Origin of the sequence: Agaricicola taiwanensis (assembly GCF_014635245.1) — a bacterium.
Classification (GTDB): Bacteria; Pseudomonadota; Alphaproteobacteria; order Rhizobiales; family Methylopilaceae; genus Agaricicola; species Agaricicola taiwanensis.
This window is the reverse complement of sequence record NZ_BMCP01000002.1, coordinates 812,591-838,034: the sequence shown is the minus strand read 5'-3', so window position 1 is coordinate 838,034 and position 25,444 is coordinate 812,591. Positions and strand designations below refer to the sequence as shown.

At 62.5% G+C, this 25,444-nt stretch carries 23 protein-coding genes and 1 tRNA gene; 10 read left to right on the top strand and 14 right to left on the bottom strand.

The window, feature by feature from the left end; genetic code table 11:
- Nucleotides 1–2 precede the first annotated feature (2 nt).
- Nucleotides 3–749 (bottom strand): DUF502 domain-containing protein, encoded by a 747-nt coding sequence (locus IEV58_RS11320; protein ID WP_229729369.1) that lies wholly within the window; start codon nt 747–749, stop codon nt 3–5.
- A gap of 45 nt (nt 750–794) precedes the next feature.
- On the opposite strand from IEV58_RS11320, the gene IEV58_RS11315 reads away from it, so the two are divergent.
- The gene (locus IEV58_RS11315; RefSeq protein ID WP_308791176.1) at nt 795–1,217 is read left to right on the top strand and encodes a YbaN family protein; all 423 of its coding nucleotides are present in this window, start codon (nt 795–797) and stop codon (nt 1,215–1,217) included.
- Here IEV58_RS11315 and glmS read toward each other — a convergent pair.
- The gene (gene glmS / locus IEV58_RS11310; protein WP_188409838.1) at nt 1,204–3,027 is read right to left on the bottom strand and encodes a glutamine--fructose-6-phosphate transaminase (isomerizing); all 1,824 of its coding nucleotides are present in this window, start codon (nt 3,025–3,027) and stop codon (nt 1,204–1,206) included. The two genes, IEV58_RS11315 and glmS, sit on opposite strands and share 14 nt — an antisense overlap.
- A gap of 81 nt (nt 3,028–3,108) precedes the next feature.
- Entirely contained in the window at nt 3,109–4,464 is a 1,356-nt protein-coding gene (glmU, locus tag IEV58_RS11305; RefSeq protein ID WP_188409837.1) for a bifunctional UDP-N-acetylglucosamine diphosphorylase/glucosamine-1-phosphate N-acetyltransferase GlmU, read from the bottom strand.
- Nucleotides 4,465–4,669: 205 nt separating this feature from the next.
- On the opposite strand from glmU, the gene IEV58_RS11300 reads away from it, so the two are divergent.
- Complete coding sequence (locus tag IEV58_RS11300; protein WP_188409836.1) at nt 4,670–5,293, top strand: SPOR domain-containing protein; 624 nt, start codon at nt 4,670–4,672, stop codon at nt 5,291–5,293.
- Between the two features lie 81 nt (nt 5,294–5,374).
- Nucleotides 5,375–5,782 (top strand): hypothetical protein, encoded by a 408-nt coding sequence (locus IEV58_RS11295; RefSeq protein ID WP_188409835.1) that lies wholly within the window; start codon nt 5,375–5,377, stop codon nt 5,780–5,782.
- Here IEV58_RS11295 and IEV58_RS11290 read toward each other — a convergent pair.
- Entirely contained in the window at nt 5,718–7,328 is a 1,611-nt protein-coding gene (locus IEV58_RS11290; protein WP_229729367.1) for a glycoside hydrolase family 17 protein, read from the bottom strand. The genes IEV58_RS11295 and IEV58_RS11290 overlap by 65 nt on opposite strands.
- A 705-nt stretch (nt 7,329–8,033) precedes the next feature.
- On the opposite strand from IEV58_RS11290, the gene IEV58_RS11285 reads away from it, so the two are divergent.
- Together IEV58_RS11285 and IEV58_RS11280 are read left to right on the top strand one after the other, a co-directional pair.
- Nucleotides 8,034–10,673 (top strand): glycosyltransferase, encoded by a 2,640-nt coding sequence (locus tag IEV58_RS11285; RefSeq protein WP_188409834.1) that lies wholly within the window; start codon nt 8,034–8,036, stop codon nt 10,671–10,673.
- A gap of 136 nt (nt 10,674–10,809) precedes the next feature.
- Nucleotides 10,810–10,995, top strand: a complete 186-nt coding sequence (locus IEV58_RS11280; protein WP_188409833.1) for a hypothetical protein — start codon at nt 10,810–10,812, stop codon at nt 10,993–10,995.
- Here IEV58_RS11280 and IEV58_RS11275 read toward each other — a convergent pair whose 3' ends face one another.
- From IEV58_RS11275 to coaD, 8 genes are all read right to left on the bottom strand, one after another.
- Nucleotides 10,996–11,511: a flavin reductase gene (locus tag IEV58_RS11275; RefSeq protein WP_188409832.1), complete on the bottom strand. Its 516-nt coding sequence runs from the start codon at nt 11,509–11,511 to the stop codon at nt 10,996–10,998.
- A 70-nt stretch (nt 11,512–11,581) separates the two neighbouring features.
- Nucleotides 11,582–11,657: transfer RNA gene (locus tag IEV58_RS11270), tRNA-Lys, on the bottom strand.
- Between the two features lie 59 nt (nt 11,658–11,716).
- A complete protein-coding gene (tgt, locus tag IEV58_RS11265; protein ID WP_188409831.1) occupies nt 11,717–12,850 on the bottom strand; it encodes a tRNA guanosine(34) transglycosylase Tgt in 1,134 nt (377 codons plus the stop codon).
- Complete coding sequence (queA, locus tag IEV58_RS11260; protein ID WP_188409830.1) at nt 12,847–13,926, bottom strand: tRNA preQ1(34) S-adenosylmethionine ribosyltransferase-isomerase QueA; 1,080 nt, start codon at nt 13,924–13,926, stop codon at nt 12,847–12,849. Before queA ends, tgt begins: the two co-directional genes overlap by 4 nt.
- Before the next feature lie 10 nt (nt 13,927–13,936).
- Nucleotides 13,937–14,389: a DMT family transporter gene (locus IEV58_RS11255; protein WP_188409829.1), complete on the bottom strand. Its 453-nt coding sequence runs from the start codon at nt 14,387–14,389 to the stop codon at nt 13,937–13,939.
- A 22-nt stretch (nt 14,390–14,411) separates the two neighbouring features.
- Entirely contained in the window at nt 14,412–14,882 is a 471-nt protein-coding gene (locus tag IEV58_RS11250) for a peptidylprolyl isomerase (protein WP_188409828.1), read from the bottom strand.
- Nucleotides 14,883–14,905: 23 nt separating this feature from the next.
- Complete coding sequence (locus IEV58_RS11245) at nt 14,906–15,427, bottom strand: peptidylprolyl isomerase (protein WP_188409827.1); 522 nt, start codon at nt 15,425–15,427, stop codon at nt 14,906–14,908.
- A 22-nt stretch (nt 15,428–15,449) separates the two neighbouring features.
- On the bottom strand, nt 15,450–15,950 hold the full coding sequence (gene coaD, locus IEV58_RS11240) for a pantetheine-phosphate adenylyltransferase (RefSeq protein WP_188409826.1): 501 nt from the start codon (nt 15,948–15,950) through the stop codon (nt 15,450–15,452).
- A gap of 125 nt (nt 15,951–16,075) precedes the next feature.
- Between coaD and IEV58_RS11235 the strand changes: the two genes are divergently transcribed.
- Nucleotides 16,076–16,261, top strand: a complete 186-nt coding sequence (locus tag IEV58_RS11235) for a hypothetical protein (protein WP_188409825.1) — start codon at nt 16,076–16,078, stop codon at nt 16,259–16,261.
- A 3-nt stretch (nt 16,262–16,264) separates the two neighbouring features.
- Here the strand turns inward: IEV58_RS11235 and gyrA are convergent, their stop codons facing one another.
- Nucleotides 16,265–19,027, bottom strand: a complete 2,763-nt coding sequence (gene gyrA, locus IEV58_RS11230; protein WP_188409824.1) for a DNA gyrase subunit A — start codon at nt 19,025–19,027, stop codon at nt 16,265–16,267.
- Between the two features lie 230 nt (nt 19,028–19,257).
- Between gyrA and IEV58_RS11225 the strand changes: the two genes are divergently transcribed.
- The gene (locus IEV58_RS11225; protein WP_188409823.1) at nt 19,258–19,884 is read left to right on the top strand and encodes a MarC family protein; all 627 of its coding nucleotides are present in this window, start codon (nt 19,258–19,260) and stop codon (nt 19,882–19,884) included.
- Between the two features lie 54 nt (nt 19,885–19,938).
- Here the strand turns inward: IEV58_RS11225 and IEV58_RS11220 are convergent, their stop codons facing one another.
- The gene (locus tag IEV58_RS11220) at nt 19,939–20,451 is read right to left on the bottom strand and encodes a single-stranded DNA-binding protein (RefSeq protein ID WP_188409822.1); all 513 of its coding nucleotides are present in this window, start codon (nt 20,449–20,451) and stop codon (nt 19,939–19,941) included.
- A gap of 238 nt (nt 20,452–20,689) precedes the next feature.
- Here IEV58_RS11220 and uvrA point away from each other — a divergent pair, with 238 nt between their 5' ends.
- From uvrA to trmFO, 3 genes are all read left to right on the top strand, one after another.
- Nucleotides 20,690–23,593, top strand: coding sequence for an excinuclease ABC subunit UvrA (uvrA, locus tag IEV58_RS11215; protein ID WP_188409821.1), 2,904 nt, complete (start codon nt 20,690–20,692; stop codon nt 23,591–23,593).
- Between the two features lie 157 nt (nt 23,594–23,750).
- The gene (locus IEV58_RS11210; RefSeq protein ID WP_188409820.1) at nt 23,751–23,918 is read left to right on the top strand and encodes a DUF1127 domain-containing protein; all 168 of its coding nucleotides are present in this window, start codon (nt 23,751–23,753) and stop codon (nt 23,916–23,918) included.
- Nucleotides 23,919–24,027: 109 nt separating this feature from the next.
- Nucleotides 24,028–25,440, top strand: a complete 1,413-nt coding sequence (gene trmFO, locus IEV58_RS11205) for a methylenetetrahydrofolate--tRNA-(uracil(54)-C(5))-methyltransferase (FADH(2)-oxidizing) TrmFO (protein ID WP_188409819.1) — start codon at nt 24,028–24,030, stop codon at nt 25,438–25,440.
- Nucleotides 25,441–25,444: the final 4 nt, after the last annotated feature.

The following is a 25,444-nucleotide window of genomic DNA, read 5'->3' as shown; positions in this document are numbered from 1 at the left end:
AATCAGCTCTCGGTCTTGAGCTTCTTTCCCGTGAGCCGGACCTTGCGGGCTTTCGCCGGAAGAGAGCCTGCGGGTGGCTGCGGCTGGATGATGCCCATGGACATCAGCAGCTTGAAGGCATCGTCGACGCTCATGTCGATTTCGATGACGCTGTCCTGTCGCACCATGACAAGGTATCCGGTTGTCGGCGCCGGCGTCGTGGGAATGTAGATCCACTGGAAGCCCGCCGCCGAAATCTTGTCGGTGATATCAGGATTGACCGGTTCGGAGAGAAGGCAGATCGACCACAGGCCTGGCCCCGGCCATTCCAGCAGGCCGACGCGGCGAAGACTGGTGCCATCCTGTTTGAACACCGTCTCGAAGATCTGCTTGACGGCCTTGTAGAGGCTACGGACGAATGGCATCCGATCGAGGATGCGTTCCCCCAGACCGACTATCCAGCGTCCGACGAGGTTCGCCGTGAAGAATCCCAGGATCACCAGCGCGACGAAAGCAACCAGAAGCCCGAGCCCGGGCACGGCGAAAGGCAGATAGGTCTCGGGATTGTAGGTGGCCGGTATCAGCGGTTTTACCCATCCGTCGATCAGATGGATCAACCACCAGGTGATATAGGCGGTGATGGCCAGCGGGCCGGCGACCAGTAGCCCGGTGAAGAAATAGCCCCGGACCCTGGCGCCGAAGCCGCGCTTCGGCGGCGGCGCTTCGAAGTTGGTAAGCTGAATATCGCCTTTGGGATTCTCGTCCATCATCCCTCTCTCATAGCGCGTGACCACCGCTGCGCCAGCGTATAGTTGATGCCCATGACAGACGAGCCGCCTCCGCTCCGCCCACCCTTGTCGCGCCCGATCCGCGCGGCGTTGCTTGCGGCCGGGTGGTGCTGTGTCGGACTGGGGATCATCGGCCTCATAGTGCCTCTCATGCCTGGCACGGTCTTCCTCATCATCGCCGCGGCCTGCTTCACCCGTGCCTCGCCCCGCTTCGAGCTCTGGCTGCTGACGCATCCACGGCTTGGGCCCCCGGTCGCGGCCTGGCGTCGGCATGGCGCCGTCTCGCCCCGCAGCAAGGCCGTTGCCGTATCGAGCATCGCGCTGTCTGGCGCGCTGCTGTGGCTGACGCAGGCGCCTCTCTACGTGAAGATGGGCACCACGATCATATTGGTTGCAGTGGTAACCTTCCTGCTGACGCGGCCAAGCGGTCCCGGCCTCACTCCACCGTGACCGATTTGGCGAGGTTCCGCGGCTGGTCCACGTCGGTGCCCATGAAGACCGCGGTGTGATAGGCGATCAGCTGGACCGGCACCAGGCACACCATGGGGGCGACGAAGGGATTTGAGGCCGGCACCACCAGCACCTCGCCCACGCCCTCCGCTTCCGCCGCGCCTCTCTCATCGGTGATCAGGATGATCTTTCCGCCGCGCGCCGCGACCTCCTGCATATTGGAAACGGTCTTTTCAAAGAGATGATCGTGCGGCGCGATCACCACCACGGGCACGGTCTCATCCACCAGGGCGATCGGGCCGTGCTTGAGTTCGCCGGCCGCATAACCCTCGGCATGGATATAGGAGATCTCCTTGAGCTTCAGCGCGCCCTCCAGCGCCACCGGATAGCTCGTCCCGCGGCCGAGATAGAGCACGTCCTTGGCCTTGGAAAAGGACTTGGCCATTCCCTCGATCTGGTGTTCGATCTTCAGCACATCGACGATGAGGCGCGGCAGCTCGATCAGAGCCGTGATCAATTTCCGCTCCTCCTGCTCGGTCAGGACACCTCGGGCCCGGCCGGCGGCGATGGCAAGACAGGCAAGCACCGTGAGCTGGCAGCTCAGCGCCTTGGTGGAAGCCACCCCGATTTCCGGACCCGCCAGTGTGGGAAACACCGCGTCGGCCTCGCGCGCGATGGTCGAGCTGGGAACATTGACGATGGCCGCCGCCTTCATGCCCGATTCCATGCAGTGCCGGAGGCTCGCCAGCGTGTCGGCGGTCTCGCCCGACTGGGAGATGACGAGGGCCAGACCATTGGAATTGAGCGGCGGCTCGCGATAGCGGAATTCCGAGGCGACATCGATGTCGACAGGAATGCGCGCATAGCGCTCGAACCAGTAGCGGGCGACGAGGCCGGCATAATAGGCGGTGCCGCAGGCGGAGATGGCGATGCGGTCGAGCGACTTGAAGTCAAACGGCAGGTTATCCGCCAGTTTCACGCGGCCCTTGGCCATATCGACGTAATGCGCCAGCGTATGGCCGATGACCTCCGGCTGCTCGGCGATTTCTTTGGCCATGAAGTGGCGATAGTTGCCCTTGTCCACCAGGAAGGCGCCGGCTGCCGTCACCTGGGTGCCGCGCTCGACCACGGCGCCGGTGGCATCGCGCACGGTCGCCTTGTCGTGGGTGACGACAGCCCAGTCGTCGTCGTCCAGATAGGTGATCCGGTCAGTGAAGGGGGCCAGTGCTATGGCGTCGGACCCAAGAAACATCTCGCCTTCGCCGTAGCCGATGGCAAGCGGGCTGCCCTTGCGGGCGCCGATCAGCAGATTGTCGTAGTCCTTGAACAGGAAAACGAGCGCGAAAGCACCGCGCAGACGCCTGAGCACCCGGCCCACGGCCTCCTCCGGCTCGAGACCTTTCACCAGTTCCCGGTCGGTCAGATGGGCCACGACTTCCGTGTCGGTGTCGCTTGAAAAGGCGACGTTCTCCGCGGCGAGTTCTGCTTTCAGCTCCGCGTAGTTCTCGATGATGCCATTGTGGACGACGGCGACGCGCTCACCGGCATGCGGATGCGCATTGCGTTCCGTGGGAGCACCGTGAGTCGCCCAGCGGGTGTGGCCGATGCCGATATGTCCCGGCAGAGGATCCTGCGACAGGCGATTTTCCAGGTTCCGGAGTTTGCCCTCGGCACGGCGACGCAGAAGGTCACCCTTGTAGTAGGTGGCGATGCCGGCGGAATCATAGCCCCGGTATTCCAGGCGTTTGAGTGAATCCACCAGCCGGTCGGCCACGGTGTCACGCCCGACGATGCCCACGATCCCGCACATGAAAAACCTCTTTGAACCCGTTACGCAAGCGGCTTTAAGCCGTTGCATCGCAAACGCAAAATCACGATCAATGTCGGCCTGTTACGCCTTCTCGCCACGCGGCTTCGCTTTGGCCGTACGGAAGGCTTCGGCCCAGCCGGTCTTTTCAACCTGGCGGCCGCGCGCGACGGCAAGCGCGTCGGGCGCGACGTCCCGCGTGATCACACTGCCGGAGCCCACATAGGCCCCCTCGCCGATGGTGACGGGTGCCACAAGAGCGGAGTTGGAGCCGATGAAAGCCCCCGCGCCGATTGTGGTCCGGTTCTTGGAAAAGCCGTCGTAATTGCAGGTGATGGTGCCCGCGCCGATATTGGCAGCGGCGCCGATGGTGGCATCGCCGATGTAGGTCAGGTGATTGATCTTGGCGCCCTCGCCCACCACGGCGTTCTTCACTTCCACGAAATTGCCCGCCCGTGACTTGCGGCCAAGCTGAGCGCCGGGCCGCAGGCGGGCGTAAGGGCCAACCGAGGCGACCGCACCTACATGCGCTCCTTCAAGATGGGAAAAGGCGTGGATGACCGCGCCGTCTTCCACCGTCACGCCCGGGCCGAAGACCACATGCGGCTCAACCACCACATCCTCGCCAAGCCGCGTGTCGAAGGACAGGAACACCGTCTCCGGTGCAACGAGCGTGGCGCCGCCATCCATGGCCGCCTGACGCAGCCGCCGCTGGATCTCAGCTTCCGCCTGAGCCAGTTGAGCGCGGGTGTTGACCCCTTGGACCTCGGCTTCCGGCGCTTCACGGACGACCGAGACCAGCCCCTTGGCCGCGGCGATTTCCACCACGTCGGTCAGATAGAATTCGTTTTGCGCGTTGCTGCTGCCGATGGCTTGGAGCAGTTCCAGGGCCCTGCTGCCATCGAGCGCCATCAGACCCGCGTTGCAGAGTGACACCCGGCGCTCAGCGTCCGATGCATCCTTATGCTCGCGAATGGCAGTGAGCTTGCCGTCTTCGGTGAGCAGACGGCCATAGTTGGTGGGGTCCTTTGCCTGGAACCCGAGTACGGCAACCGCCACGCCCTCTCCCACGCTCTGCCGCAGGCCGGCGATCGTCGAGGCACGGACCAGTGGCGTGTCGCAGAACAGCACCACGAGGTCGTCGTAACCTTCTGCGATGCGTTCGCGTGCCGCCAGCACAGCGTGAGCCGTTCCGCGCCGCTCGGTCTGCACATAGACCGAAACATCGGCCCGGGCCTTGCGCGCCTCTTCCGCCACCGCCTCATGGCCTGGCCCAACAACCACCGCAAGGGCGTCCGCGCCCGCCTCGGTGGCGCTGGCGACGGTATGGCTCAACATGCTGCGGGCTGCGATCCGGTGCAGTGCTTTGGGTAGCTTTGACCGCATCCGCGTTCCTTCGCCGGCGGCAAGGATCACGGTCAGGCAGCGGCGGTTCGTCATGGAATTCTCCGGAAGACAGGAGGAATCGCGTCAGGCTTGCGGCGAATCAAGCACAATGACCTTACTGTGTCGTTCAATTGAGGCTCCTGACGTGAATTTGCCGCAGACAGTCAAGCAAACGCCGCTTACGGACACTGCCGAAGCGCCGCGGTCAAGCGGTCGCGGCATTTGGCTGCCGGCGGCCTGGGGGCTGGTGGCCGCTGCCATGACGGTCGGCGCCGTGATGATGCTCGGTGTGCCGCAGATCGACGGCAGGATCGATATGCTGCCCGACCCGCTCATTGACCTCGGCACGCATTCAGCATCGTCGGATGCAATCGAACGGCTGTCGGGCGAGGTTGCGCGCTTGGCGGCGGATCGCGAGAAGCTGATCGCACGCCTCGAAATTCTCGAGCGACAGATGGGTGCCAAGAATGTTGCCTCGGCGATTCTGTCGCCGCAGGATGTTCCCGCCATCACCGGATCGATCGGGCGTGTAAGCGGAGCAACGCCCGCCGCGACGGGGTCGATGGAGCCGACCGAGACCGCGACCATTCAAGATGGCCCCGTCCGTCGCATCGCCTTTGGGATTGATCTGGGAAGCGCCGCTTCCGTCGATCGTCTGAAGGACCGATGGACGGCGATGCAGGAGCTCTATGGCCAGGCGCTCGCAAAGCTCGAGCCGCGGGTCGTCTTTGGTCGCACGAGGGATGGCGCGGTGGAATTGCGGCTTCTGGCGGGCCCCTTCCCCAATGCGGAGCTTGCGGTGAAGGCCTGTTCGGAGATTCAGCGCCAGCCGGGCAGTTGCGAGCCTCGCCCGTTTGATGGCGAGCCCCTCTCGAAGTCATGAGGTGACTTGCATCGCGGCGGTTTTCCATGCCGGCCGATGATGGTATGGGCCTGCGTCACGACTTCAGCCACGGAACCTCACATGAGCTTTGAACGTGCCACGCGCCGTTTCACCTTGAAGCGCGGACAGACCATTTTTCTCGTCATCGCAACTCTGCTGGCACTGGCTGCAGCCTTTTTCCTGCGATATGGGCTCGTGGAACCGCGTGAACTGACGCTTGCGTGCGATGCGGGGGCCGAAAGCCTGCAATGCCTCATCCGCAGGGTAACGGTCGGCATCTTCCTGTGGTTTGGCTTTGCCATCGTGACAGTCGCAGCCGCACTGCTCGGCGTGCTGCGACCATCGTTTCTTCTGCTGCTGATCGCCTGTGTGTTCGGTGCTTTCGGCCTTGTGCTCTACAACACAACCTCGACGGCGATCGGCGTCAGCCTCTTGCCGCTGATGTTCGCCCGCCCCCGCCCAGAACCAGACTTCGCGCCAGAACGATGAGCGCGGCGACGAGCAAAAGGGCCTGAACGTTCTGAACGCCCTCGCGGGCGATAATGGCCAGGGCACCGAGCCCGATGATCCAACCGAAGATGTGCTCGGCCCGTGTCGATGCGCCGGTGCCGCCGCGCCGCGGAGCAACGAGAGCCGCAAGAGCGATTGCGACGAAGGCGGCGATGGGAAAATCCCGGTAGCGCGGATCGAACACCAGTCCCAGCACCGTGAACATGCCCACGAAGGCGCCGGCACCGAGCGTGATGCCGAACCAGCGCGCCGTGCGTTGTCCGTCGCGTGGGTCGCCCAGATCACCCAGCGGACGCGGCGGAATGGTTCGCATACGTAGGCTGACCGTGAAGAGCGACAGCGCGACCGTGACCGTGGCGAGCAGCGCCGCCGTTACCGCCGTCACCACATTCTGGACTTCATAGAAGGCGCTCTCTGCGAGTGCTCCGACGGCGCAACCGGACACAAGAGCCACCGCGGCCGCAGCGAGCCAGTCTTTCGTGCCGATGGGCCAGGTAGCACGCTGTGCCGCCTGCTGCGCGACGGCCATCACGACGCCGGCGAAGATGATGCCTGCGATCGCCTGATAGAGCCAACGCGAATGGTCCGACACGGGTGCGCCGAGCCCAAATTTCGGAGCCCGGCTATCGACATCCAAAATTCCCCAATGGCCGCCGACGGTCCCTTCCAGAATACGTTTCCAAGGCTGGTCGAAGGCCTCGATCAAATTAACGTCGAAGCCTTTGTCGTGAGCTTGCGTGAGGATCTCCTGAACCACGCGCGCCTGATTGCTCGGGCTGGGAAAGGCCGCCTCGCGCATGCGGCCCCAACTTGGCCAACCGGTTTCACCAATGAGGATCTCCTTGCCGGCGAAGATCTCGCCGACCTCCTCACGGATGGCGATGACATGGGACGCGGCTTCGGAGGCTCCCACCGGATCGTCTTCCCAATAGGGCAGGATATGAATGGTCAGGAAATCGACCGCCTCTGCCAGGCTGCGGTTCTGCAGCCAGAATTCCCACACGTCGGCATAGGTCACCGGCGTCGGAACCTGCAGTTTCACTGAGTGGATGATGGCGCCAAGCGTGTCCGCCGACAGTTCACGCCGCAACAGCACCTCGTTGCCCACGACCACGGCGCGGATATTATTGGGATTTTTCCGGGCGGTCTCGATACCGAGGGCAATCTCTTTCGCATTGGCCTCCGGATCGCGCCCGAGCCAGATGCCCATGAGCACCGTCATGCCATGCTTGGCGGCAAGGTCGGGCACGCGATCGAGGCCTTGGCCAACGGAATAGGTGCGAACGCAGGACGTGATGGCCTTGAGGTTGATCAGATCCTCTTCGATGGCCTGCGGTGTCGCCACATAGCTTTCATTGAAAGGTGTCTCGCCCCGTCGGAATGGCGCATAGGAGACGCATGGCAGCTTCAGAGCTTCGGCGGCGACCTGTGGCGGCATGGGGACCGGCAGTCCCTGCCACCACCAAAATGTGCCGATCAGCACGGCGATGGGCACGAACAGAACTGCGGCCAACAAACGTTTCAAGGAATACTCCCCCGGATCATACCTACGCGTTACCATTCACGCCGCCGTGAAAGCGACAAATTTTAGGACGAAGTGAAAGATGTTTCAGTCACCTCCCACATGGAGTGCCGAACGTCGATGTCACGACGCTCTTTTACTGCCGCGGCTGCATTTGCCGCACTGATATTGTCGCACAGCCTGGCCATTTCGCAGTCCGCTCCGCAAGTACCACAAGACGCACCGCCGGCGCAGAACCAGCCTTCACCTCCTTCCGGCGGAGAGGCACCTGCTGTGTCTGCGCAGCAAGCGGCGCCCGTCGCGGATACTGCAGGGCGGGAGGAGTGCGCATGGTCGGGAAAGCGGGTCATCACCCTGCTGTGGCGCGACGATATCAACGGCGCTCGTGAACAATTGCGCTTCTATGATCGTTTCCTTTGTCCGGACACGCGCCTGAGAGACGCTTTTCGTTGCGTTATCAGGAGTGGCGAGTTCGATCCGGACAAGCCGGAAAGCGTTGCCTCCAAGGTGGGGCAGTGCTGGACAGCGCCAGACAGACAGCCCCAAGAGCCGCCAGCTCCTGAAAAACCGGCGGCACAGTGACGCAGTGCAGCATGATTCGCTATTATCGCCGCTTGAAACGGATTTTCGCCAATGACGCCGCCCGAAGGTTCTGGTAATATCCACAAGAATTCCCATAACCTCCCTGGAAAACTTAGTTTCACACACATGCGCAAGGTCGTTGCCGCCCTGGTGGTTGTCGCGTGCGCGCATGGTGCGTTCTGGTCGTTGACGCGCTTCAGCGTCGATGCACCGGCCGCGCCACCGCGCCTGTCCAGTCTCTCTTTTGCGCCCTATGAGCCGTCCGCCGATGCGGAAGCTGGTGAAAGCACCACCCGCGAACGCATCGAGAAGGATCTGACCGCAGTTGCGCCTTACACCAAATCCATCCGCACCTATGCGGTGACCGCCGGGCTGGAACATGTCCCGGAATTGGCCGCCGAGCATGGTCTCAAGGTCACCCTGGGTGCCTGGCTCGATAAGGACGACGAACGCAACGAGCGCGAGATTAAGGCGGCTGTCGATCTCGCCCGCAAGAACCCCAACGTCTCCAGCATTGTGGTCGGCAACGAAGTCGTGCTCCGTAACGACAAGACCGTACCGGAGATGATCGAGTTCCTGCGCCGTGTGAAGGCGGAAAGCCCGGTGCCGATCACCACGGGTGAGGTTTGGCACGTCTGGATGGAACATCCGGAACTGGCCGCGGCCGTGGATTATATCGCCGTTCACATCCTTCCCTACTGGGAGGGCATGAGCAACAAGGATGCGGTCGACCACGCCTTCATCATCTATGAGAAGCTGCGTCGGGCCTTCCCGGGCAAGCATATCGTCATCGCCGAGTTCGGCTGGCCCAGCGGCGGACACAATATCAAGGCGGCTGTCCCCGGTCCCTTCGAGCAGGCGGAAACCATACGCTCCTTCGTAGCGCGCGCGGCCATGCGCGGCGTCGACTACAACCTCGTCGAAGCCATCGACCAGCCGTGGAAGCATTTCGAAGGCAGCGTCGGCCCCTATTGGGGCATCATGAACTCGGACCGTCAGCCGAAGTTCGCCTTGAATGGCCCCATCACGGATGCAGCCTGGCAGACCAAAGCCGGCGTCGCCATCCTCCTTGGCTTCCTGCTGTCGATCCCGATCTTCACCCTGCGTCGCCCCACCTTCGCGCAGGCAGCCTCGCTCGCCGTCGCGGCAAATGCCGTTGGCGCCTGGGGTGCACTCCTGATCGATTTCTGGCTGACGCACTACTTCGTGCTCGGCGCTCAGATCGCCATGGTTGTCGGCACCGCCTTCCTGATCCCGCTGGCCATCATCGTGCTGGCCCGGTCGGAGGAGATCGCCAACATCACCTTCGGTGCAAAGCCCGTGCGCCTGCTGCGTCGCCGTCAGGACGTCGCCCTGACGCACACGCCGAAGGTCTCGATCCACATCCCGGCCTACCGCGAGCCGCCGGAGATGCTGAAGCTGACGCTCAACAGCGTGGCCGCCCTCAACTATCCGAATCTGGAATGCGTGATCGTCATCAACAACACGCCGGATCCGGAGCTGTGGCAGCCGATCGAGGAACACTGCCGCGAGTTGGGGGACCGCTTCAAGTTCGTCAATGTCGAGAAGCTCGAGGGCTTCAAGGCCGGCGCACTGCGCGTTGCCCTGCAGCACACCGCAGCTGACGCCGAAATCATCGGCATCATCGACGCGGACTATGTTGTGTCGCCCCACTGGCTCTCCGATCTCGTGCCGACCTTCAGCGACCCCCGCGTCGGTATCGTCCAGGCGCCGCAGGATCATCGCGACGCCGCGCAGAGCCATCTGCACAGCTGGATGAACACGGAATATGCCGGTTTCTTTGACATCGGCATGGTGGAGCGCAACGAGATCGACGGCATCGTGGTGCATGGCACCATGTGCCTGATCCGCCGGGCTGCCATGATCGATGCCGGCGGCTGGTCCTCCGACACCATCTGCGAGGACACTGATCTCGGGCTGGCCATCATGGAGCGTGGCTGGGTAGCCCATTACACCCGCGTGCGCTATGGCTGGGGCCTTCTGCCCGACAGCTATGAAGCCTTCCGCAAGCAGCGTCATCGCTGGGCCTTTGGCGGTGTCCAGATCGCCGTCAAGCACATGCGCCGCTTCTTCGACGACACGACCCTCCTCACCTCCCAGCAGAGACGCTCCTATCTGGTTGGCTGGCTCAGCTGGCTGGGCGCGGAAACGGTTGGTGTCGGCATCGCCATCATGAACCTCCTGTGGGTTCCTGTGGTGGCCTTCGGCGGCATCGCCATCCCGGAGATGGTACTGACCATCCCCGTGCTCGTCGGCTTTGCGGTCTATCTTCTGCACTTCCTTGGTCTCTACGCCCAGCGTGTCAAACACGCACCGGGCGTCACCGCGGGTGCGGCCGTGGCCGCCATGAGCGTGCAGCTGACGGTGGCCAGGGCAGTGTTCGAAGGGCTGGTGAAGCAGCATATGCCCTTCATTCGCACCGCCAAGGGTGGCGCCACGGCACGTGGGCGGCAGTATCCTGCGTTCTGGGAAGCGATCCTTGCCGGTCTCCTGCTCGGCGGTGCTGCTCTTCTGCATGTGACCAACACGGACGAGATCAAGGAGATCAACCTCTTTGCCGTCGTGCTGGTGGTGCAGAGCCTGCCCTTCATCGGTGCAGTGGTGATCGCCTCTCTGGAGCGGTCGCGCTTGAACGATCCCGCCTTCCTGCGCGCAGCGCGCGGCCGTCTGGCGGCCCTGCTGCCGCTGCGTTCCCAGCCGCTTCCAGCCTCGGCGGCCGCGCGCATCGAAGACGCGAAAGTCTGATCAAATTGGCCGTGACGGCTCCATTGTCGCCACGGTCTTTTCACATTGAGTCCCCAGCCGCACCATAAAGCGGCGAAACTTGGCTGGCATGCTCTACCCCGAAGGTGCCTCGGCACCTAGAGCAAGGGAGAGCAGCATGCGTAACAGCATCCTTGCGGGTATCGCCATTGTCGCCCTGGCGCTTGGTCTTGGCGCCATTGTCACTGCGTCGTTTGAAAGCCCGCGTGCGAGTTATGGGTTGAATGTTGTTGATGAGGGCAGAGCCTCATCCGAGAGCGGCCTGCCGTTCGCGCAGGATGTCAGCGACACCGCTGTTCGCTGATCACTCGGGTTGATGCGGAGCAACCCCATACCGTCTATCCTTATAGACGAGGCCGTCCGCCGGGCTGCCCCGGCGAATGGCGACCACCTCGGCGAACATCACGGTGTGCGTGCCGACTTCCACCATCTCGACGATGCGGCAGTCGAAGGTGCAAAGGCCTGATGCAAGAACGGGCGCACCCGTAGCCAGTACCGTCCACCCGCCCTCCGAAAAACGATCCCCATCCTTGCCGCCGGCTCGCCCGGCAAAACGTTCAGCAAGGGTATGCTGATCGGCACGGAGTGCATTCACCGTGAGAACCCCGTTGCCTTTCAGGATGGCGTTGGAGCGGCTGGAATGGTTGACACAGACAAGCAGTGTTGGCGGCGTGTCGGTCACGGAAGCAACGGCCGATGCCGTCAATCCGCTGCGGCCACTGGGTCCGTCGGTCGCCACCACATGCACCGCCATGGGGATGCAGGCCATGGCGTCGCGAAACTCTTGAGCGGTCGAAAGTTCGGTGGTGGTGGCGTCCATCAGGTCCAACGTGTGAGTTGGCGCCCCGCCCGCCAAGACCCGTTCTCATGAAAAAGGGTCGATTTCCGCATGGTGAGCCCGCAGGGATTCGAACCCTGGACCCCATGATTAAAAGTCACGTGCTCTACCAGCTGAGCTACGGGCTCACATGCGGGGCGGAAGCTACGGATGAGACTACCGCGGGTCAAGCCAAAATCGGGGATTTTCAGACATGTGGCGGGATGTCGCCCGCGGCCCATCCGGCTTTGGTTTCAGCCATATAGTCCGCATAGCGCGACTCGGCGATGGCTCGCCGAGCACCCTGCATCAGCCGCTGGTAGTAGCCGAGATTGATCCATGTGTTCAGCACCATGCCCAATATCTCGTTGGAACGTGTCAGATGGTGCAGATAGGCCCGGGAATAGCGGCTGGCGACGGGGCAGTCGCCGTCAGCATCCAGCGGCCGGGGATCATCGGCATGCCGGGCGTTCTTCAGGTTGATTTTGCCGAAACGGGTGTAGCACAGCCCATGACGCCCGGCGCGCGTCGGCATCACGCAATCGAACATATCGATGCCGCGTGCGACGGCTTCCAGAAGATCATCCGGCGTGCCCACCCCCATCAGATATCGCGGTCTTTCCGGCGGCAGTTCCGGCGCCACGATGTCGAGCATACGGAGCATGACGTCCTGCGGCTCACCCACCGCAAGGCCACCAACCGCATAACCGGGGAAATCCATATCGACCAGTGCCCGCGCCGACTGCACACGCAGGTCAGCCTGGTCGCCGCCCTGAACGATGGCGAAGATCGCCTGGCCCGGTTTCCCGCCAAACGCGGCCTTGGAGCGTTCCGCCCACCGCAGCGACAGATGCATGGCCTTCTCGATCGCCGGCCGCTCATTCGGCAGGCTCACGCATTCGTCGAGCTGCATCTGGATGTCGGATCCGAGCAGCGCCTGGATCTCCATGCTGCGCTCAGGTGTGAGGACATGTTTCGAACCGTCGATGTGGGAGGCGAAGGTGACGCCTTGTTCGTCGATTTTGCGCATGCTGGCCAGCGACATGACCTGGAAGCCGCCGCTGTCGGTCAGGATGGTGTGCGGCCAATCCATGAAATGATGCAAACCGCCGAGCCGGGCGATCCTTTCCGCTCCCGGCCGCAGCATCAGGTGGTAGACATTGCCCAGCACCACGTCGGCCCCGGTCGCGCGCACCTGTTCCGGCAACATGGCCTTCACTGTCGCTGCGGTGCCGACCGGCATGAATGCTGGCGTTGCGACGCTGCCATGAGCGGTTGTGATGGTGCCGTTGCGGGCGGTGCCATCGCGGGCATGGATGTCGAAGGTAAAGCGCACGCTCATCGGGGATTTTCCGGGAAGAGAAGGCTGGCGTCACCATAGGAGTAGAAGCGATAGCCACCCGCAATGGCATGCGCATAGGCGCTCTTCATCCGCTCCAGCCCGGCAAAGGCCGACACCAGCATGAACAGCGTCGAGCGGGGCAAATGGAAATTGGTCAGCAAGGCATCGATGCTTCTGAAGCGATATCCCGGCGTGATGAAGATGTCGGTTGCATCCGACCAGGCCGACAGCGTTCCGTCCTCTGCCGCCGCGCTTTCGAGGAGACGAAGCGCTGTCGTGCCGATGGCGATGACGCGCCCGCCGCCCTGCCGCACCGCATTGATCTGTTCTGCGGCCTCAGCGGAGATGTACCCGCGTTCGGCATGCATCCGATGATTTTTGGTATCCTCCACTTTGACCGGGAGGAAGGTGCCCGCTCCGACGTGGAGAGTGATATTACAGATGCTTACGCCAGATACTTCAAGTTTTTCATGAAGAGATGGGGTAAAGTGCAGGCCTGCGGTCGGCGCCGCCACCGCACCCTCTTCCCGCGCAAATAGCGTCTGATAATCCGACTGATCCCGCTCGTCCGGCGGGCGCTTGCCGGCAATATAGGGAGGCAGCGGCATTGTGCCCTGGGCGGCAATGGCAAAATCGAGGTCCGGCCCCGCAAGATCGAAGGCCAGAGTGATTTCACCCGCCTCTCCCTTGTCAGCCACCGTGGCCTCCAGATGGCCGAGAAGACAGGCGTTGCTGCCCCCACCGAATTGGAGCCGGTCACCCACCTCCAGCTTCCGTGCCGGCTTGGCGAAAGCTTTCCAGGTCGCGCTATCGACCCGCATGTGCAACATCGCCTCGATCTTCGGCTCCGTTTCGCCGCGGCCCGTGCGCCTGCCGATCAGCCGCGCCGGAATGACCCGGGTGTTGTTGGCCACCAGGAGGTCACCCGGGCGCAGGATATCGGGAAGTTCGGAGACGATGCGGTCCTGAAGCCGGTCCGGCTCAACCACCAGCAGCCGTGCGCTGTCGCGTGGGTTGGCAGGACGAAGCGCGATGCGCTCCTCCGGCAGGTCGAAGTCGAAGAGCGAAACATCCATTGACGCAGCCTCAGGCGAAAGACACCAGAAAGGCGCCGATCAGCAACAGCATCAGGCCCGCGGCGCGCCCAAGCGTCAGGGCGCGTTCGGCCACGCCGATAAGTCCGAAGTGATCGATCACGACGGCGGACAAAAGCTGTCCGGCAATGGCGAAGGACAGCAGCGAAGCAACACCAATGCGCGGCACCAGGAAGGTTGCGGACCAAACGAATCCCGCACCGATAATGCCGCCAGCAATCCAATAAGGCAGCGGGACGGAGCGCCAGCCCGCGCCCACCAGAGACAACTGGCCGCTGACAAGAGAAACCAGGAACAGCGCGGCCGCGCCGACCGAGAAGGAAATGGTCGCCGCCAGCAGTGCTGACTCCAGGCTCCGTGCGAGAGATGCGTTGATCGCGCTCTGGAAAGACAGGCCGATGCCCACGCCGAGGGCAAGCAGCCCGAAGGCAAGCGTCGCGATCATCGCATCCTCATCGCTTTTGGCGTCACGCCACGTCGGCCAGGACCTTGGCGCTGACGATTTTATCGGGATTCTGCACGGGTTCGCCGCGCTTGATCTTGTCGACGTTCTCCATGCCTTCGACTACCTCGCCCCAGACCGTGTACTGGCCGTCGAGAAAGGAGGCATCGTCGAAGCAGATGAAGAACTGGCTGTCGCCGGAATCGGGGCTTGCGGCGCGTGCCATGGAAGCTGTGCCGCGGACATGCTTGCCGCTGTTGAACTCGGCTTTCAGCTTCTTGCCCGAGCCACCCATGCCGGTGCCGGTGGGATCGCCCGTCTGGGCCATGAAGCCCTCGATCACGCGATGGAACACCACACCGTCGTAGAAGCCTTCGCGGGCCAGTTCCTTGATCCGCGCCACATGGTTCGGGGCGAGGTCCGGCCGGAGGCGGATAACCACCTCGCCGTGGGTCGTTTCGAGGACGAGCGTGTTCTCGGGATCGCGATCGCTCATGGGGATTCTCCTGTGACGTTGTCTTACTGGCTAACGGTCACACGAGTGACCTTGTCTGGATTTGGCACCATGCCGTTGGCGGCTTTGGAGCCGGCGTTGAGCTTCAGAACATTTTCCATGCCTGATGTCACTTCGCCGATAACCGTATACTGGCCGTCGAGGAAGCTCGCATCGCCCGTGGTGATGAAGAACTGACTGTTGGCGCTGTTGGGATCTGACGAGCGGGCCATTCCCACGATACCGCGCTGGAAGGACACATCCGAAAATTCCGCCGGAAGGTCGGGATAGTTGGAGCCGCCGGTACCGGTGGGATCACCTGTTTGCGCCATGAAGCCCTGAATGACCCGGTGGAATGGAACGCCGTTATAGAAACCTTCCTTCGCCAGGGTCGTGAGGCGCTCCGCATGCTTCGGCGCCAGATCATCACGAAGTTTGATGGAGACCGGCCCCTTGGTGGTTTCCAGCGTCAGGCTCGCGGCATCGGCGGCGACGCTGGCCAGTGAAAGCATGCTGATGCCTGCAAGCATCGCGGCGAAGATGCGCATGTGATGGCTCCTGAAGTGAAGGTCAGCGGTTGGTAAAGGCTTCGGTCACAGGCCCGATGACGGCTTTCGGGACGAAGGCCGATATATCGCCACCCATGCCTGCGATCTGCCGCACCAAGGTGGCGGTGATGTGTCGGACATCAGGCGATGCCGGCAGAAACACCGTTCCGATGTCAGGCGCAAGCCTGCCGTTCATGCCCGCGAGCTGCATTTCGTAATCGCAGTCGCTCCCGTCGCGCAGGCCGCGAATGAGGAGCTGTGCCCCAAACCTTGCTGCCGCCTTAACAGTAAGGTCGGAAAAACTGTGGATTTCCAAAATGGTACAATGTTCTTTCGCGACGGGCTCGCAGACGTCGCGAAGCAGTTCCATCCGTTTTTCCGCAGCAAGAACAGGCACTTTGCCGGGGTGGATACCCACCCCGATGACCAGTTTATCGAGCATCCGGCAGGCACTTCGAACGACGTCGAGGTGGCCGTTGGTAACCGGATCGAAACTACCTGCGTAGAAACCAGTATGTGTCATAGGTTCCGGCTTAGCTTGATGGCAGGATTGCCGCAAGCGGCAGGCTGAACGGTCGATGAACGGGACGGTCAGCTGGGGCTCAGGCGACGTGCTCTAATATATCCGCGTCTCTGGAGAGCAAAAACGTGAAACTGGTCATTCAAACGCTTCTCGTGCTGTCCATCGCCGCTGGCCTGGGCCTCTCGCTTGGACGGCTGGCGCAGGCCGCGGGCTTCCACAGCCCAGACCGGCTGACGATCCATTCATCGCTGGAGCCGAATGTGATGCTGCTGCACACATCCGGCCGTACCATCGCCTTCCGGACGCCGTGACCATCAGACCTCTGGTTCGATGATCACATCCTCGCCGGCCTCGCCCTCACCGGCATCCTCGTCGCTGACGCGTTCGACCGAGACCACTTTTTCATCTGCCGCTGTCTTGAAGATGATCACGCCTTGAGAGCTGCGTCCCACAGTGCGGATCCCATCGACCGGGCAGCGGATGAGCTGTCCGCCGTCCGTCACCAGCATGAGCTGGTCCGCGTCCTCCACGGGGAAAGACGCCACCAGCTTGCCGTTGCGGGAGTTAACGGCCATGGCCACGATGCCTTTTCCGCCACGTCCGGTGATGCGGTATTCGAAGGACGACGTCCTCTTGCCGAAGCCATTCTCTGACACGGTCAGGATGAACTGCTCGGCCGCACTCATTTCCGCATAACGCTCCTGGGTCAGGGAGCCTGCCTCGACGCTCTCCTCGGCATCAGTCTCGGTCTCGACCTCGTCATCGCTGTCGAGCCCCATGCTGCGCCGCACGGCGTTGGCCATCTTCAGATAGGCCGACCGTTCCTCGGCCACGGCGTCGATATGATGGATGATGGCCATGGAGATCACCCGATCGCCCTCCTCCAGCCGGATTCCGCGCACTCCGATGGAATCGCGGCCCTTGAACACGCGGACATCGTCCACCGGGAAGCGGATACATTGACCGTTGGCGGTGGTCAGCAGCACATCATCCTGCGGACCACAGAGCTGGACATCGGCGATACCCTCGCCCTCCTCCAGCTTCATGGCGATCTTTCCGCCTCGGTTGACGTTGAGGAAGTCCGCCAGGGCATTGCGGCGCACGGTGCCACCCGTGGTAGCGAACATGATCTCGTTGCGCTCCCAGGCGTTCATGTCCTCCGGCAAGGTGATGATGGAGGTGATGCGCTCGTCGGCATCGATCGGCAGGAGGTTGACGAAGGCTTTGCCACGCGATTGCGGCGCCGCCAGAGGCAGCCGCCACACTTTCATCTTGTATGCCTTGCCCTTGGACGAGAAGAACAGTACTTCCGCATGGGTCGAGGCCACGAACAGCCGAGTGACGAAATCCTCGTCCTTGGTCGACATGCCTGATCGGCCCTTGCCGCCGCGGCGCTGGGCCCGGTAGGCCGCCAGCGGAACACGCTTCACATAGCCTGTATGTGACACGGTCACGACCATGTCCTCGCGGGCGATGAGGTCTTCATCCTCCATGTCGCCGTCGGATTCCACGATCTCGGTCAGGCGCGGCGTGGCATGGGCCTCGCGCACCTCGATAAGCTCCTGCTTGACGATATCGAACACACGCGCCCGCGACCGCAGAATGTCGAGATAGTCTGCGATCTCCTTGCCCAGCTTGTCGAGCTCTTCCCCGATCTCATCCCGGCCGAGCGCCGTCAGCCGCTGCAGGCGCAGATCAAGAATGGCCTTTGCCTGTTCGCCCGAGAGGCGGTAGGTGCCATCCTCGGAAATGCGGTGGCGCGGGTCGTCGATGAGAGCGATCAGTGGCGCAACATCCCTGGCCGGCCAATCGCGCGTCATCAAGGCCTCGCGGGCCGTCGCCGGATCCGGTGCGGTTCGGATCAGGTGGATCACTTCATCGATGTTCGCGACGGCGATGACGAGCCCCACCAGGATATGGGCCCTGTCACGCGCCTTGCCGAGAAGGAACTTGGTGCGACGGCCGACGACCTCCTCGCGGAAGGCCACGAAGGCGACCAGCATGTCGCGCAGGTTCATAAGCTCGGGGCGGCCGCCGTTGAGCGCCACCATGTTGACGCCGAAGGAGCTCTGCAGGGCTGAGTAGCGGTAAAGCTGATTGAGGACGACATCGCCCACGGCGTCGCGCTTCAGCTCCACCACGATGCGCATGCCCTGGCGGTCGGATTCATCGCGCAGGTCGGCAATGCCCTCGACCCGCTTGTCGCGCACCAGATGCGCGATGGCCTCCACCAGCGAGGCCTTGTTCACCTGATAGGGAATCTCGGTGATAACGATGGCTTCGCGATCCTTGCGGATCTCTTCGATGGTGGCACGCCCGCGCATGATGACCGAGCCGCGCCCGGTGGCATAGGCCTGGCGGATGCCGGTCCGGCCAAGGATCAGCCCGGCCGTGGGAAAATCGGGGCCTGGGATGATCTCGTTGAGTTCCTCAACCTCGATGTCGGGTTTATCGATATAGGCAAGACAGGCGTCGATCAGCTCGCCGAGGTTGTGGGGCGGGATATTGGTCGCCATGCCGACGGCGATGCCGCCCGCGCCATTGGCCAGCAGATTCGGAAACCGCGCCGGAAGGACGGTAGGCTCGCTCTCGGAGTTGTCGTAGTTGTCCTGGAAATCGACGGTGTCCTTGTCGATGTCCGCCAGCAACGCGAGGGATGGTTTGGCAAGCCGCACCTCGGTGTATCGCATGGCCGCCGGCATATCGCCGTCGACCGATCCGAAATTGCCCTGTCCGTCCACCAGCATCAGCCGCAGAGAGAAGTTCTGCGCCATGCGCACCAGCGCCATATAGACGGAGGCATCACCGTGAGGATGATATTTACCGATCACATCACCGACCACGCGGGCCGATTTCCGGTAGGGGCGATCCGGATAGTAACCGCTCTCATTCATCGAATGCAGGATGCGGCGATGAACCGGCTTCAGTCCGTCACGAACATCCGGTAGCGCGCGCGACACGATCACGCTCATGGCGTAATCGAGATAGGAGCGCTTCATCTCGTCGCTGATGGAAACGGGACGGACGTCGTGTTCGGGAAGTCCTTCGGACGGTGTCGGGCGGTCAGTATCGGACAAGGCGAAAACCCACTTTTTTCAGACGTTTCTGTATAGGTGATTCCGTCGGGGGGAGCGAATCCTTGACAGAATTATTCAGGGATAATTTTGCAAGCTATTCCAATGGCTTGCTGGATTTTATTTATCGGCCGGCAGCCGATTGAAGCGGGACTGTGGCAAAGCCCCGCTTTCGCGGGCTAAATGCAAGGCGAGATGCCGAGCAAAACCACCAGCGAAACGAGGGCCGTGCCGTGTCCGCCGAACTGCTGACCTCCACCCTCGTCACCATGCTGGTGACGGTCGATCCGCCAGGCCTGGCGCCGATTTTCCTCGCGCTCACCGTAGGAATGACTCAGCTTGAACGCCGCGCGGTCGCGGTCAGAGCCTGCGTCATCGCCACTCTGATCCTGTCGGTGTCCGCGTTGATGGGAGACTGGCTGCTGCGCCAGCTTGGCATCGGCCTGCCCGCGTTCCGTATCGCCGGCGGCCTGTTCCTGTTCTGGGTGGCCTTCGAGATGGTCTTCGAGCGCCGCACCGAACGCAAGGCTCAGACGGTGGAAACGGCGATCACCATCGACCATATCCGATCGATCGCGGCTTTCCCACTCGCCATCCCGCTCATGGCGGGCCCCGGCGCCATCACCGCGGCGATCCTTTCGGCTGGCCGCAGCGATGGCAACCTGCTGCTCCTTGCCGGCATCATTGCTGTCATCTGCGTCGTCGCCCTCGCCTGCCTTGCGGTGTTCCTGGCGGCGGAGCGGCTGGAACGCTTTCTCGGCACCACCGGGCGGATCCTGATGGGCCGGCTGCTCGGGGTGATCCTGGCCGCGCTGGCGATCCAGTTCGTCATCGATGGTGTGAAGGCGGCGGCTGCCTGATGCAAAAAAGCGCACCCGTTTGAGGTGCGCTTCAAAGCCTCCGGACGCAGCCCGTCAGAACGGGATATCGTCGTCGATGGAATCGGCAAAGCGATTTCCGCTACCGCCACCACCGCTACGTCCAGCGCTGCCCGCCGCGCCGGATTCAAAGCCACCGGAGCGGCCGAAATCACTGCTGCTGCTGCGATCATCATAGGACTCACCACCGCCCTGCCCGCGCCCGTCGAGCAGGGTCAGGGTCGAGTTGAAGCCCTGCAGCACAACCTCGGTGGAATAGCGTTCCTGGCCGGATTGATCCTGCCACTTGCGGGTCTGCAGGGCGCCCTCAATATAGACCTTCGAGCCCTTCTTCACATATTGCTCGATCACGCGGCACAGGCCTTCGTTGAACACCACGACGCGGTGCCATTCGGTCTTTTCCTTGCGCTCACCGGAGCTCTTGTCACGCCAGGTTTCCGAGGTGGCGATGCGAAGGTTGGCAATCGGACGGCCATCCTGGGTGCGGCGGATTTCCGGATCAGCGCCAAGATTGCCGATCAGGATGACTTTATTGACGCTTCCAGACATGACATTCGCTCCTTGAGGCCCAACTCGGCGGTCAAGCAGCCAACCTAGCCGCCGCCGCAAACAAAGTCAGGCCACTTCTGATGGTGTCCACAGAGGCCCATTTACGGGCACTGGATGTTCTGTATATGTTCTATCTTCGTTGACTCGAGCCTGCAAGACGTTAGTTCAAATCCTCGCGGGCTCGCAGTTCGCATGGCGAGCACCTATGTAAAGCGTTCCACCACTGTCGGACCGACCTATGCCCAAACGTTCTGCTTCCGAACGCGATACGCGCGTGATCTCCATCCGCGGCGCACGCGAGCATAATCTCAAGAACGTCGACCTCACGATCCCGCGCGATAAGCTCGTGGTCTTCACCGGACTGTCGGGGTCGGGAAAGTCCTCGCTTGCTTTCGACACCATCTATGCCGAGGGACAGCGGCGCTATGTGGAGAGCCTTTCCTCATATGCGCGGCAGTTCCTGGAGATGATGCAGAAGCCTGATGTCGATCAGATCGACGGCCTCTCGCCGGCCATTTCCATCGAGCAGAAGACGACGTCGAAGAATCCACGTTCGACCGTTGGCACCGTGACCGAGATCTACGACTACATGCGCCTGCTGTGGGCGCGTGTGGGTGTCCCCTATTCCCCCGCCACGGGCCTTCCCATCGAAAGCCAGACGGTCAGCCAGATGGTGGATCGTGTGTTGGCCCTGCCGGAAGGCACGCGCCTGTTCCTGCTGGCGCCGGTCGTGCGCGGCCGCAAGGGCGAATACCGTAAGGAGTTGGCCGAATTTCAGAAGAAGGGCTTTCAGCGCGTCAAGATCGACGGCACCTTCTATGAGATCGACGATGCTCCGACGCTGGACAAGAAGTTCAAGCATGACATCGATGTGGTTGTGGACCGCATCGTCGTCCGTGGCGATATCGCAAGCCGCCTTGCCGACAGCTTCGAGACGGCCCTCGGCCTCGCCGATGGCATCGCTTTTGCCGAATTTGCCGACCAGAAGGACGAGAGCGGCCAACCGCGCCGGCTGACCTTCTCGCAGAAGTTCGCCTGCCCTGTCTCCGGGTTCACGATCCCGGAAATCGAGCCCCGGATTTTTTCATTCAACAATCCCTTTGGCGCCTGCCCCGCCTGCGATGGCCTCGGTTCCGAAAGCCGGGTCGACGCCACCCTCGTGGTGCCCGACGAAAGCGTCAGTCTGAAGCGGGGCGCCATAGCGCCCTGGGCAAGATCGACCTCACCCTACTACGGCCAGACGCTGGACGCCCTTGCCCGGCACTATGGCTTCAAGACGACGGTTCCCTGGGCTCAGCTTCCTGAGAAGGCCAAGGAGGTCATCCTCCATGGCTCGGGCGTGGAAAAGATCGCCTTCCAATATAACGACGGCCTCAAGAACTACGAGACACGCAAGACCTTCGAGGGTGTTGTCAGCAACCTGGACCGGCGCTGGCGCGAGACCGACAGCGACTGGGCGCGTGAGGAAATCGCCAAATATATGAGCGAGATCCCCTGCGCGGCCTGTAACGGCGATCGGTTGAAGCCGGAAGCGCTCGCGGTGAAGATCGATGGCGAGCACATCAGTGCGGTGACCCGTCTTTCGGTGCGGCAAGCGGCTGGTTGGTTTGAAGCGCTTCCAGCCCGACTGACCGATAAGCAGAACGAGATTGCGGTCCGCATCCTCAAGGAGATATCCGACCGCCTGCGCTTCCTCGTGGATGTCGGCCTCGACTATCTCGCCCTTGGCCGCGCGTCAGGCACGCTGTCCGGCGGCGAAAGCCAGCGCATCCGGCTGGCGAGCCAGATCGGTTCGGGCCTGACCGGCGTGCTTTATGTTCTGGACGAGCCGTCGATCGGTCTGCATCAACGCGACAACGATCGCCTGTTGGAGACCCTGCGCCGCCTGCGCGACCTCGGCAACACCGTGATCGTGGTGGAGCATGACGAGGACGCCATCCGCACCGCCGATTATGTGGTCGATGTCGGCCCGGGCGCCGGCGTCCATGGCGGCCGCATTGTCGCCGAGGGCACGCCGGCGGAGGTGATGGCCGACAACAACAGCCTCACCGGCCAATATCTGACGGGCAAGAAGAGTGTTCCCGTACCGGCTGTGCGCCGGAAACCCGACAGGAAGCGCATGCTGAAGGTCGTCGGCGCCCGCTCGCACAATCTGAAGGACGTGACGGCGGAGATTCCTCTCGGTCTCTTCACCTGCGTCACCGGGGTGTCCGGTGGCGGCAAGTCGAGCCTGTTGATCGATACGATCTACAAGGCGATAGCGCGAAAGCTGAATGGCGCCAACGAACATCCAGGCCCGCACGACCGGATCGAGGGGCTGGAGAATTTCGACAAGGTCATCGACATCGACCAATCCCCCATCGGTCGCACACCGCGCTCCAATCCGGCGACCTATACCGGCGCCTTCACACCGATCCGCGAGTGGTTCGCCGCTCTGCCGGAGGCCAAGGCGCGCGGCTATCAGCCCGGACGCTTCTCCTTCAACGTCAAGGGCGGCCGCTGCGAAGCGTGCCAGGGCGACGGCGTCATCAAGATCGAGATGCACTTCCTGCCCGACGTCTATGTCACCTGCGACGTCTGCAAGGGCAAACGCTATGACCGCGAGACGCTGGAAGTTCTCTACCGCGGCAAGTCGATCGCCGATGTGCTGGATATGACGGTCGACGAGGCCAAGGAACTGTTCAAGGCCGTTCCCGCGATCCGCGACAGGATGGAAACCCTCGGGCGGGTCGGGCTCGGCTATATCCATGTCGGTCAGCAGGCGACCACCCTGTCGGGCGGCGAGGCGCAGCGCATCAAGCTGTCGAAGGAACTGTCGAAGCGTGCGACCGGCCGCACGCTGTACATCCTGGATGAACCGACCACCGGCCTCCATTTTCACGATGTCGCCAAGCTGCTGGAGGTGCTCCATGAACTGGTCGCCCAGGGAAACACCGTCGTCGTGATCGAGCACAATCTGGAGGTCATCAAGACGGCCGACTGGATCATCGACATGGGCCCCGAGGGCGGCGACGGCGGAGGACGAGTGGTGGCCGCCGGCACGCCGGAACAGGTCGTGAAAGCAAAGGAGAGCCATACCGGGCGCTTCCTGAAGGAGGTTCTTGCCCGTGGCCGGGAGAGCACCGGGATTGCTGCCGAATAGGCGGTAGCAGCCTTTTGCTTTAGGCGGCCATGCATTTACCGCAGTGCAGCAATGCTTTGTCTCCCCTAACCCGGGGATCTTCCTGGGGTTATGTAACTCGCGGTGATTAATTCGCGATCGGGTTCATCGGATCGCAACCGCAAACTGGAGACTGAAAATGCTTATTTGGGCTTTCCTCGCCCGCCGGCTTCGTCAATGGAAGGCGTACCGGGAGACCGTTTCTGAACTGGCTCGCCTCGATGACCGCTCGCTCGCGGACATGAACATCCATCGCAGCGAGATCGGCTTCATCGCTTCGCGTGCAGCCAAGGAACAGGCAGCCTGATCCGGCGAATAATTTAAATCAAAAACGCCGCCCCACCGGGCGGCGTTTTTGATTCTGAAGCCCGCTTACCTGCTTGACGGCACAGGCTCTTGCGTCGACAGATACCGCCATGTCGAACAAGCCAATTCATATCATCGGTGGTGGTCTTGCGGGCTCGGAAGCGGCCTGGCAGATCGCCGAACAAGGTGTTCCGGTCACCCTTCACGAGATGCGGCCCGTGCGTGCAACCGAAGCGCACCAGACGGACGGCCTTGCGGAACTCGTCTGCTCCAACTCCTTCCGCTCGGACGACGACAGTTCCAATGCTGTCGGACAGATCCATTGGGAGATGCGCCGCCTTGGCTCCCTGATCATGGCCTGCGGTGACGCCCATCAGCTGCCCGCAGGTGGCGCGCTGGCGGTCGATCGTGAAGGTTTCTCCGCTGCAGTGACTGCGAAACTTGAGGCTCACCCTCTTGTCTCCATCGAACGGGAGGAAGTGGCGGGCCTGCCGCCGGAGGAATGGGACAGCGTCATCGTCGCCACCGGTCCACTGACCTCTCCCGGCTTGGCGGAAGCCATCCGCGCCGCCACTGGGGAAGACAGTCTCGCCTTCTTCGATGCCATCGCGCCGATCGTGCACCATGATTCCATCGACATGTCTGTTGCCTGGATGCAGTCGCGTTACGACAAGGCGGGACCTGGCGGCACGGGAGCCGATTACATAAATTGCCCGATGGACCGCGATCAATACGAGGCCTTTATCGATGCCCTGCTCGCGGGCGAGAAGACGGAATTCAAGGAGTGGGAAGCATCGACCCCCTACTTCGACGGCTGCCTTCCCATCGAGGTCATGGCGAGCCGGGGCCGCGAAACCTTGCGGCACGGGCCCATGAAGCCGATTGGCCTCACCAATGCGCATCAGCCGGATGTGAAGCCCTATGCAGTGGTGCAGTTGCGGCAGGACAACGCGCTCGGCACCCTCTGGAACATGGTGGGCTTCCAGACCAAGCTGAAGTATGGCGTCCAGGGCCAAGTCTTGCGAATGATCCCGGGGCTGCAGAACGCGGAATTCGCCCGTCTCGGTGGCCTGCACCGCAACACCTACCTCAACAGCCCGCGTTTGCTGGATGGAACGCTGCGTCTCAAGGCCCTGCCTCGGCTGCGATTCGCGGGGCAGATCACCGGCTGTGAGGGCTATATCGAAAGTGCCTCGGTAGGACTTATGGTCGGTCGCTTTGCGGCGGCCGAACGATTGGGACGTCAGCCGAGCCTGCCGCCGCTAACGACAGCTTTCGGTGCCCTGCTCGGCCACATCACCGGCGGGCATCTGTCGGTGGAAGGCGAAGGGCCACGCAGCTTCCAGCCGATGAACATCAATTTCGGACTGTTCCCACCGCTGGAGCAGCTGCCGACGAAAGGCCCCAACGGTGAGCGGCTGCGCGGGACCGCGAAATCTCTGGCCAAAAAGCAGGCCATGACCGCTCGGGCCAAAGCCGATCTCGACCGCTGGATCGGAGATGCAAGCCGCAGCGCCGCGTGAAGAA

What these genes read in the sequence shown, in the direction of transcription:
- IEV58_RS11320 (WP_229729369.1), bottom strand. Translation starts at nt 749, where the DNA reads ATGATGGACGAGAATCCCAAAGGCGATATTCAGCTTACCAACTTCGAA.
- IEV58_RS11315 (WP_308791176.1), top strand. Translation starts at nt 795, where the DNA reads ATGCCCATGACAGACGAGCCGCCTCCGCTCCGCCCACCCTTGTCGCGC.
- glmS (WP_188409838.1), bottom strand. Translation starts at nt 3,027, where the DNA reads ATGTGCGGGATCGTGGGCATCGTCGGGCGTGACACCGTGGCCGACCGG.
- glmU (WP_188409837.1), bottom strand. Translation starts at nt 4,464, where the DNA reads ATGACGAACCGCCGCTGCCTGACCGTGATCCTTGCCGCCGGCGAAGGA.
- IEV58_RS11300 (WP_188409836.1), top strand. Translation starts at nt 4,670, where the DNA reads ATGACGGTCGGCGCCGTGATGATGCTCGGTGTGCCGCAGATCGACGGC.
- IEV58_RS11295 (WP_188409835.1), top strand. Translation starts at nt 5,375, where the DNA reads ATGAGCTTTGAACGTGCCACGCGCCGTTTCACCTTGAAGCGCGGACAG.
- IEV58_RS11285 (WP_188409834.1), top strand. Translation starts at nt 8,034, where the DNA reads ATGCGCAAGGTCGTTGCCGCCCTGGTGGTTGTCGCGTGCGCGCATGGT.
- IEV58_RS11280 (WP_188409833.1), top strand. Translation starts at nt 10,810, where the DNA reads ATGCGTAACAGCATCCTTGCGGGTATCGCCATTGTCGCCCTGGCGCTT.
- IEV58_RS11275 (WP_188409832.1), bottom strand. Translation starts at nt 11,511, where the DNA reads ATGGACGCCACCACCACCGAACTTTCGACCGCTCAAGAGTTTCGCGAC.
- tgt (WP_188409831.1), bottom strand. Translation starts at nt 12,850, where the DNA reads ATGAGCGTGCGCTTTACCTTCGACATCCATGCCCGCGATGGCACCGCC.
- queA (WP_188409830.1), bottom strand. Translation starts at nt 13,926, where the DNA reads ATGGATGTTTCGCTCTTCGACTTCGACCTGCCGGAGGAGCGCATCGCG.
- IEV58_RS11255 (WP_188409829.1), bottom strand. Translation starts at nt 14,389, where the DNA reads ATGATCGCGACGCTTGCCTTCGGGCTGCTTGCCCTCGGCGTGGGCATC.
- IEV58_RS11250 (WP_188409828.1), bottom strand. Translation starts at nt 14,882, where the DNA reads ATGAGCGATCGCGATCCCGAGAACACGCTCGTCCTCGAAACGACCCAC.
- IEV58_RS11245 (WP_188409827.1), bottom strand. Translation starts at nt 15,427, where the DNA reads ATGCGCATCTTCGCCGCGATGCTTGCAGGCATCAGCATGCTTTCACTG.
- coaD (WP_188409826.1), bottom strand. Translation starts at nt 15,950, where the DNA reads ATGACACATACTGGTTTCTACGCAGGTAGTTTCGATCCGGTTACCAAC.
- IEV58_RS11220 (WP_188409822.1), bottom strand. Translation starts at nt 20,451, where the DNA reads ATGTCTGGAAGCGTCAATAAAGTCATCCTGATCGGCAATCTTGGCGCT.
- uvrA (WP_188409821.1), top strand. Translation starts at nt 20,690, where the DNA reads ATGCCCAAACGTTCTGCTTCCGAACGCGATACGCGCGTGATCTCCATC.
- IEV58_RS11210 (WP_188409820.1), top strand. Translation starts at nt 23,751, where the DNA reads ATGCTTATTTGGGCTTTCCTCGCCCGCCGGCTTCGTCAATGGAAGGCG.
- trmFO (WP_188409819.1), top strand. Translation starts at nt 24,028, where the DNA reads ATGTCGAACAAGCCAATTCATATCATCGGTGGTGGTCTTGCGGGCTCG.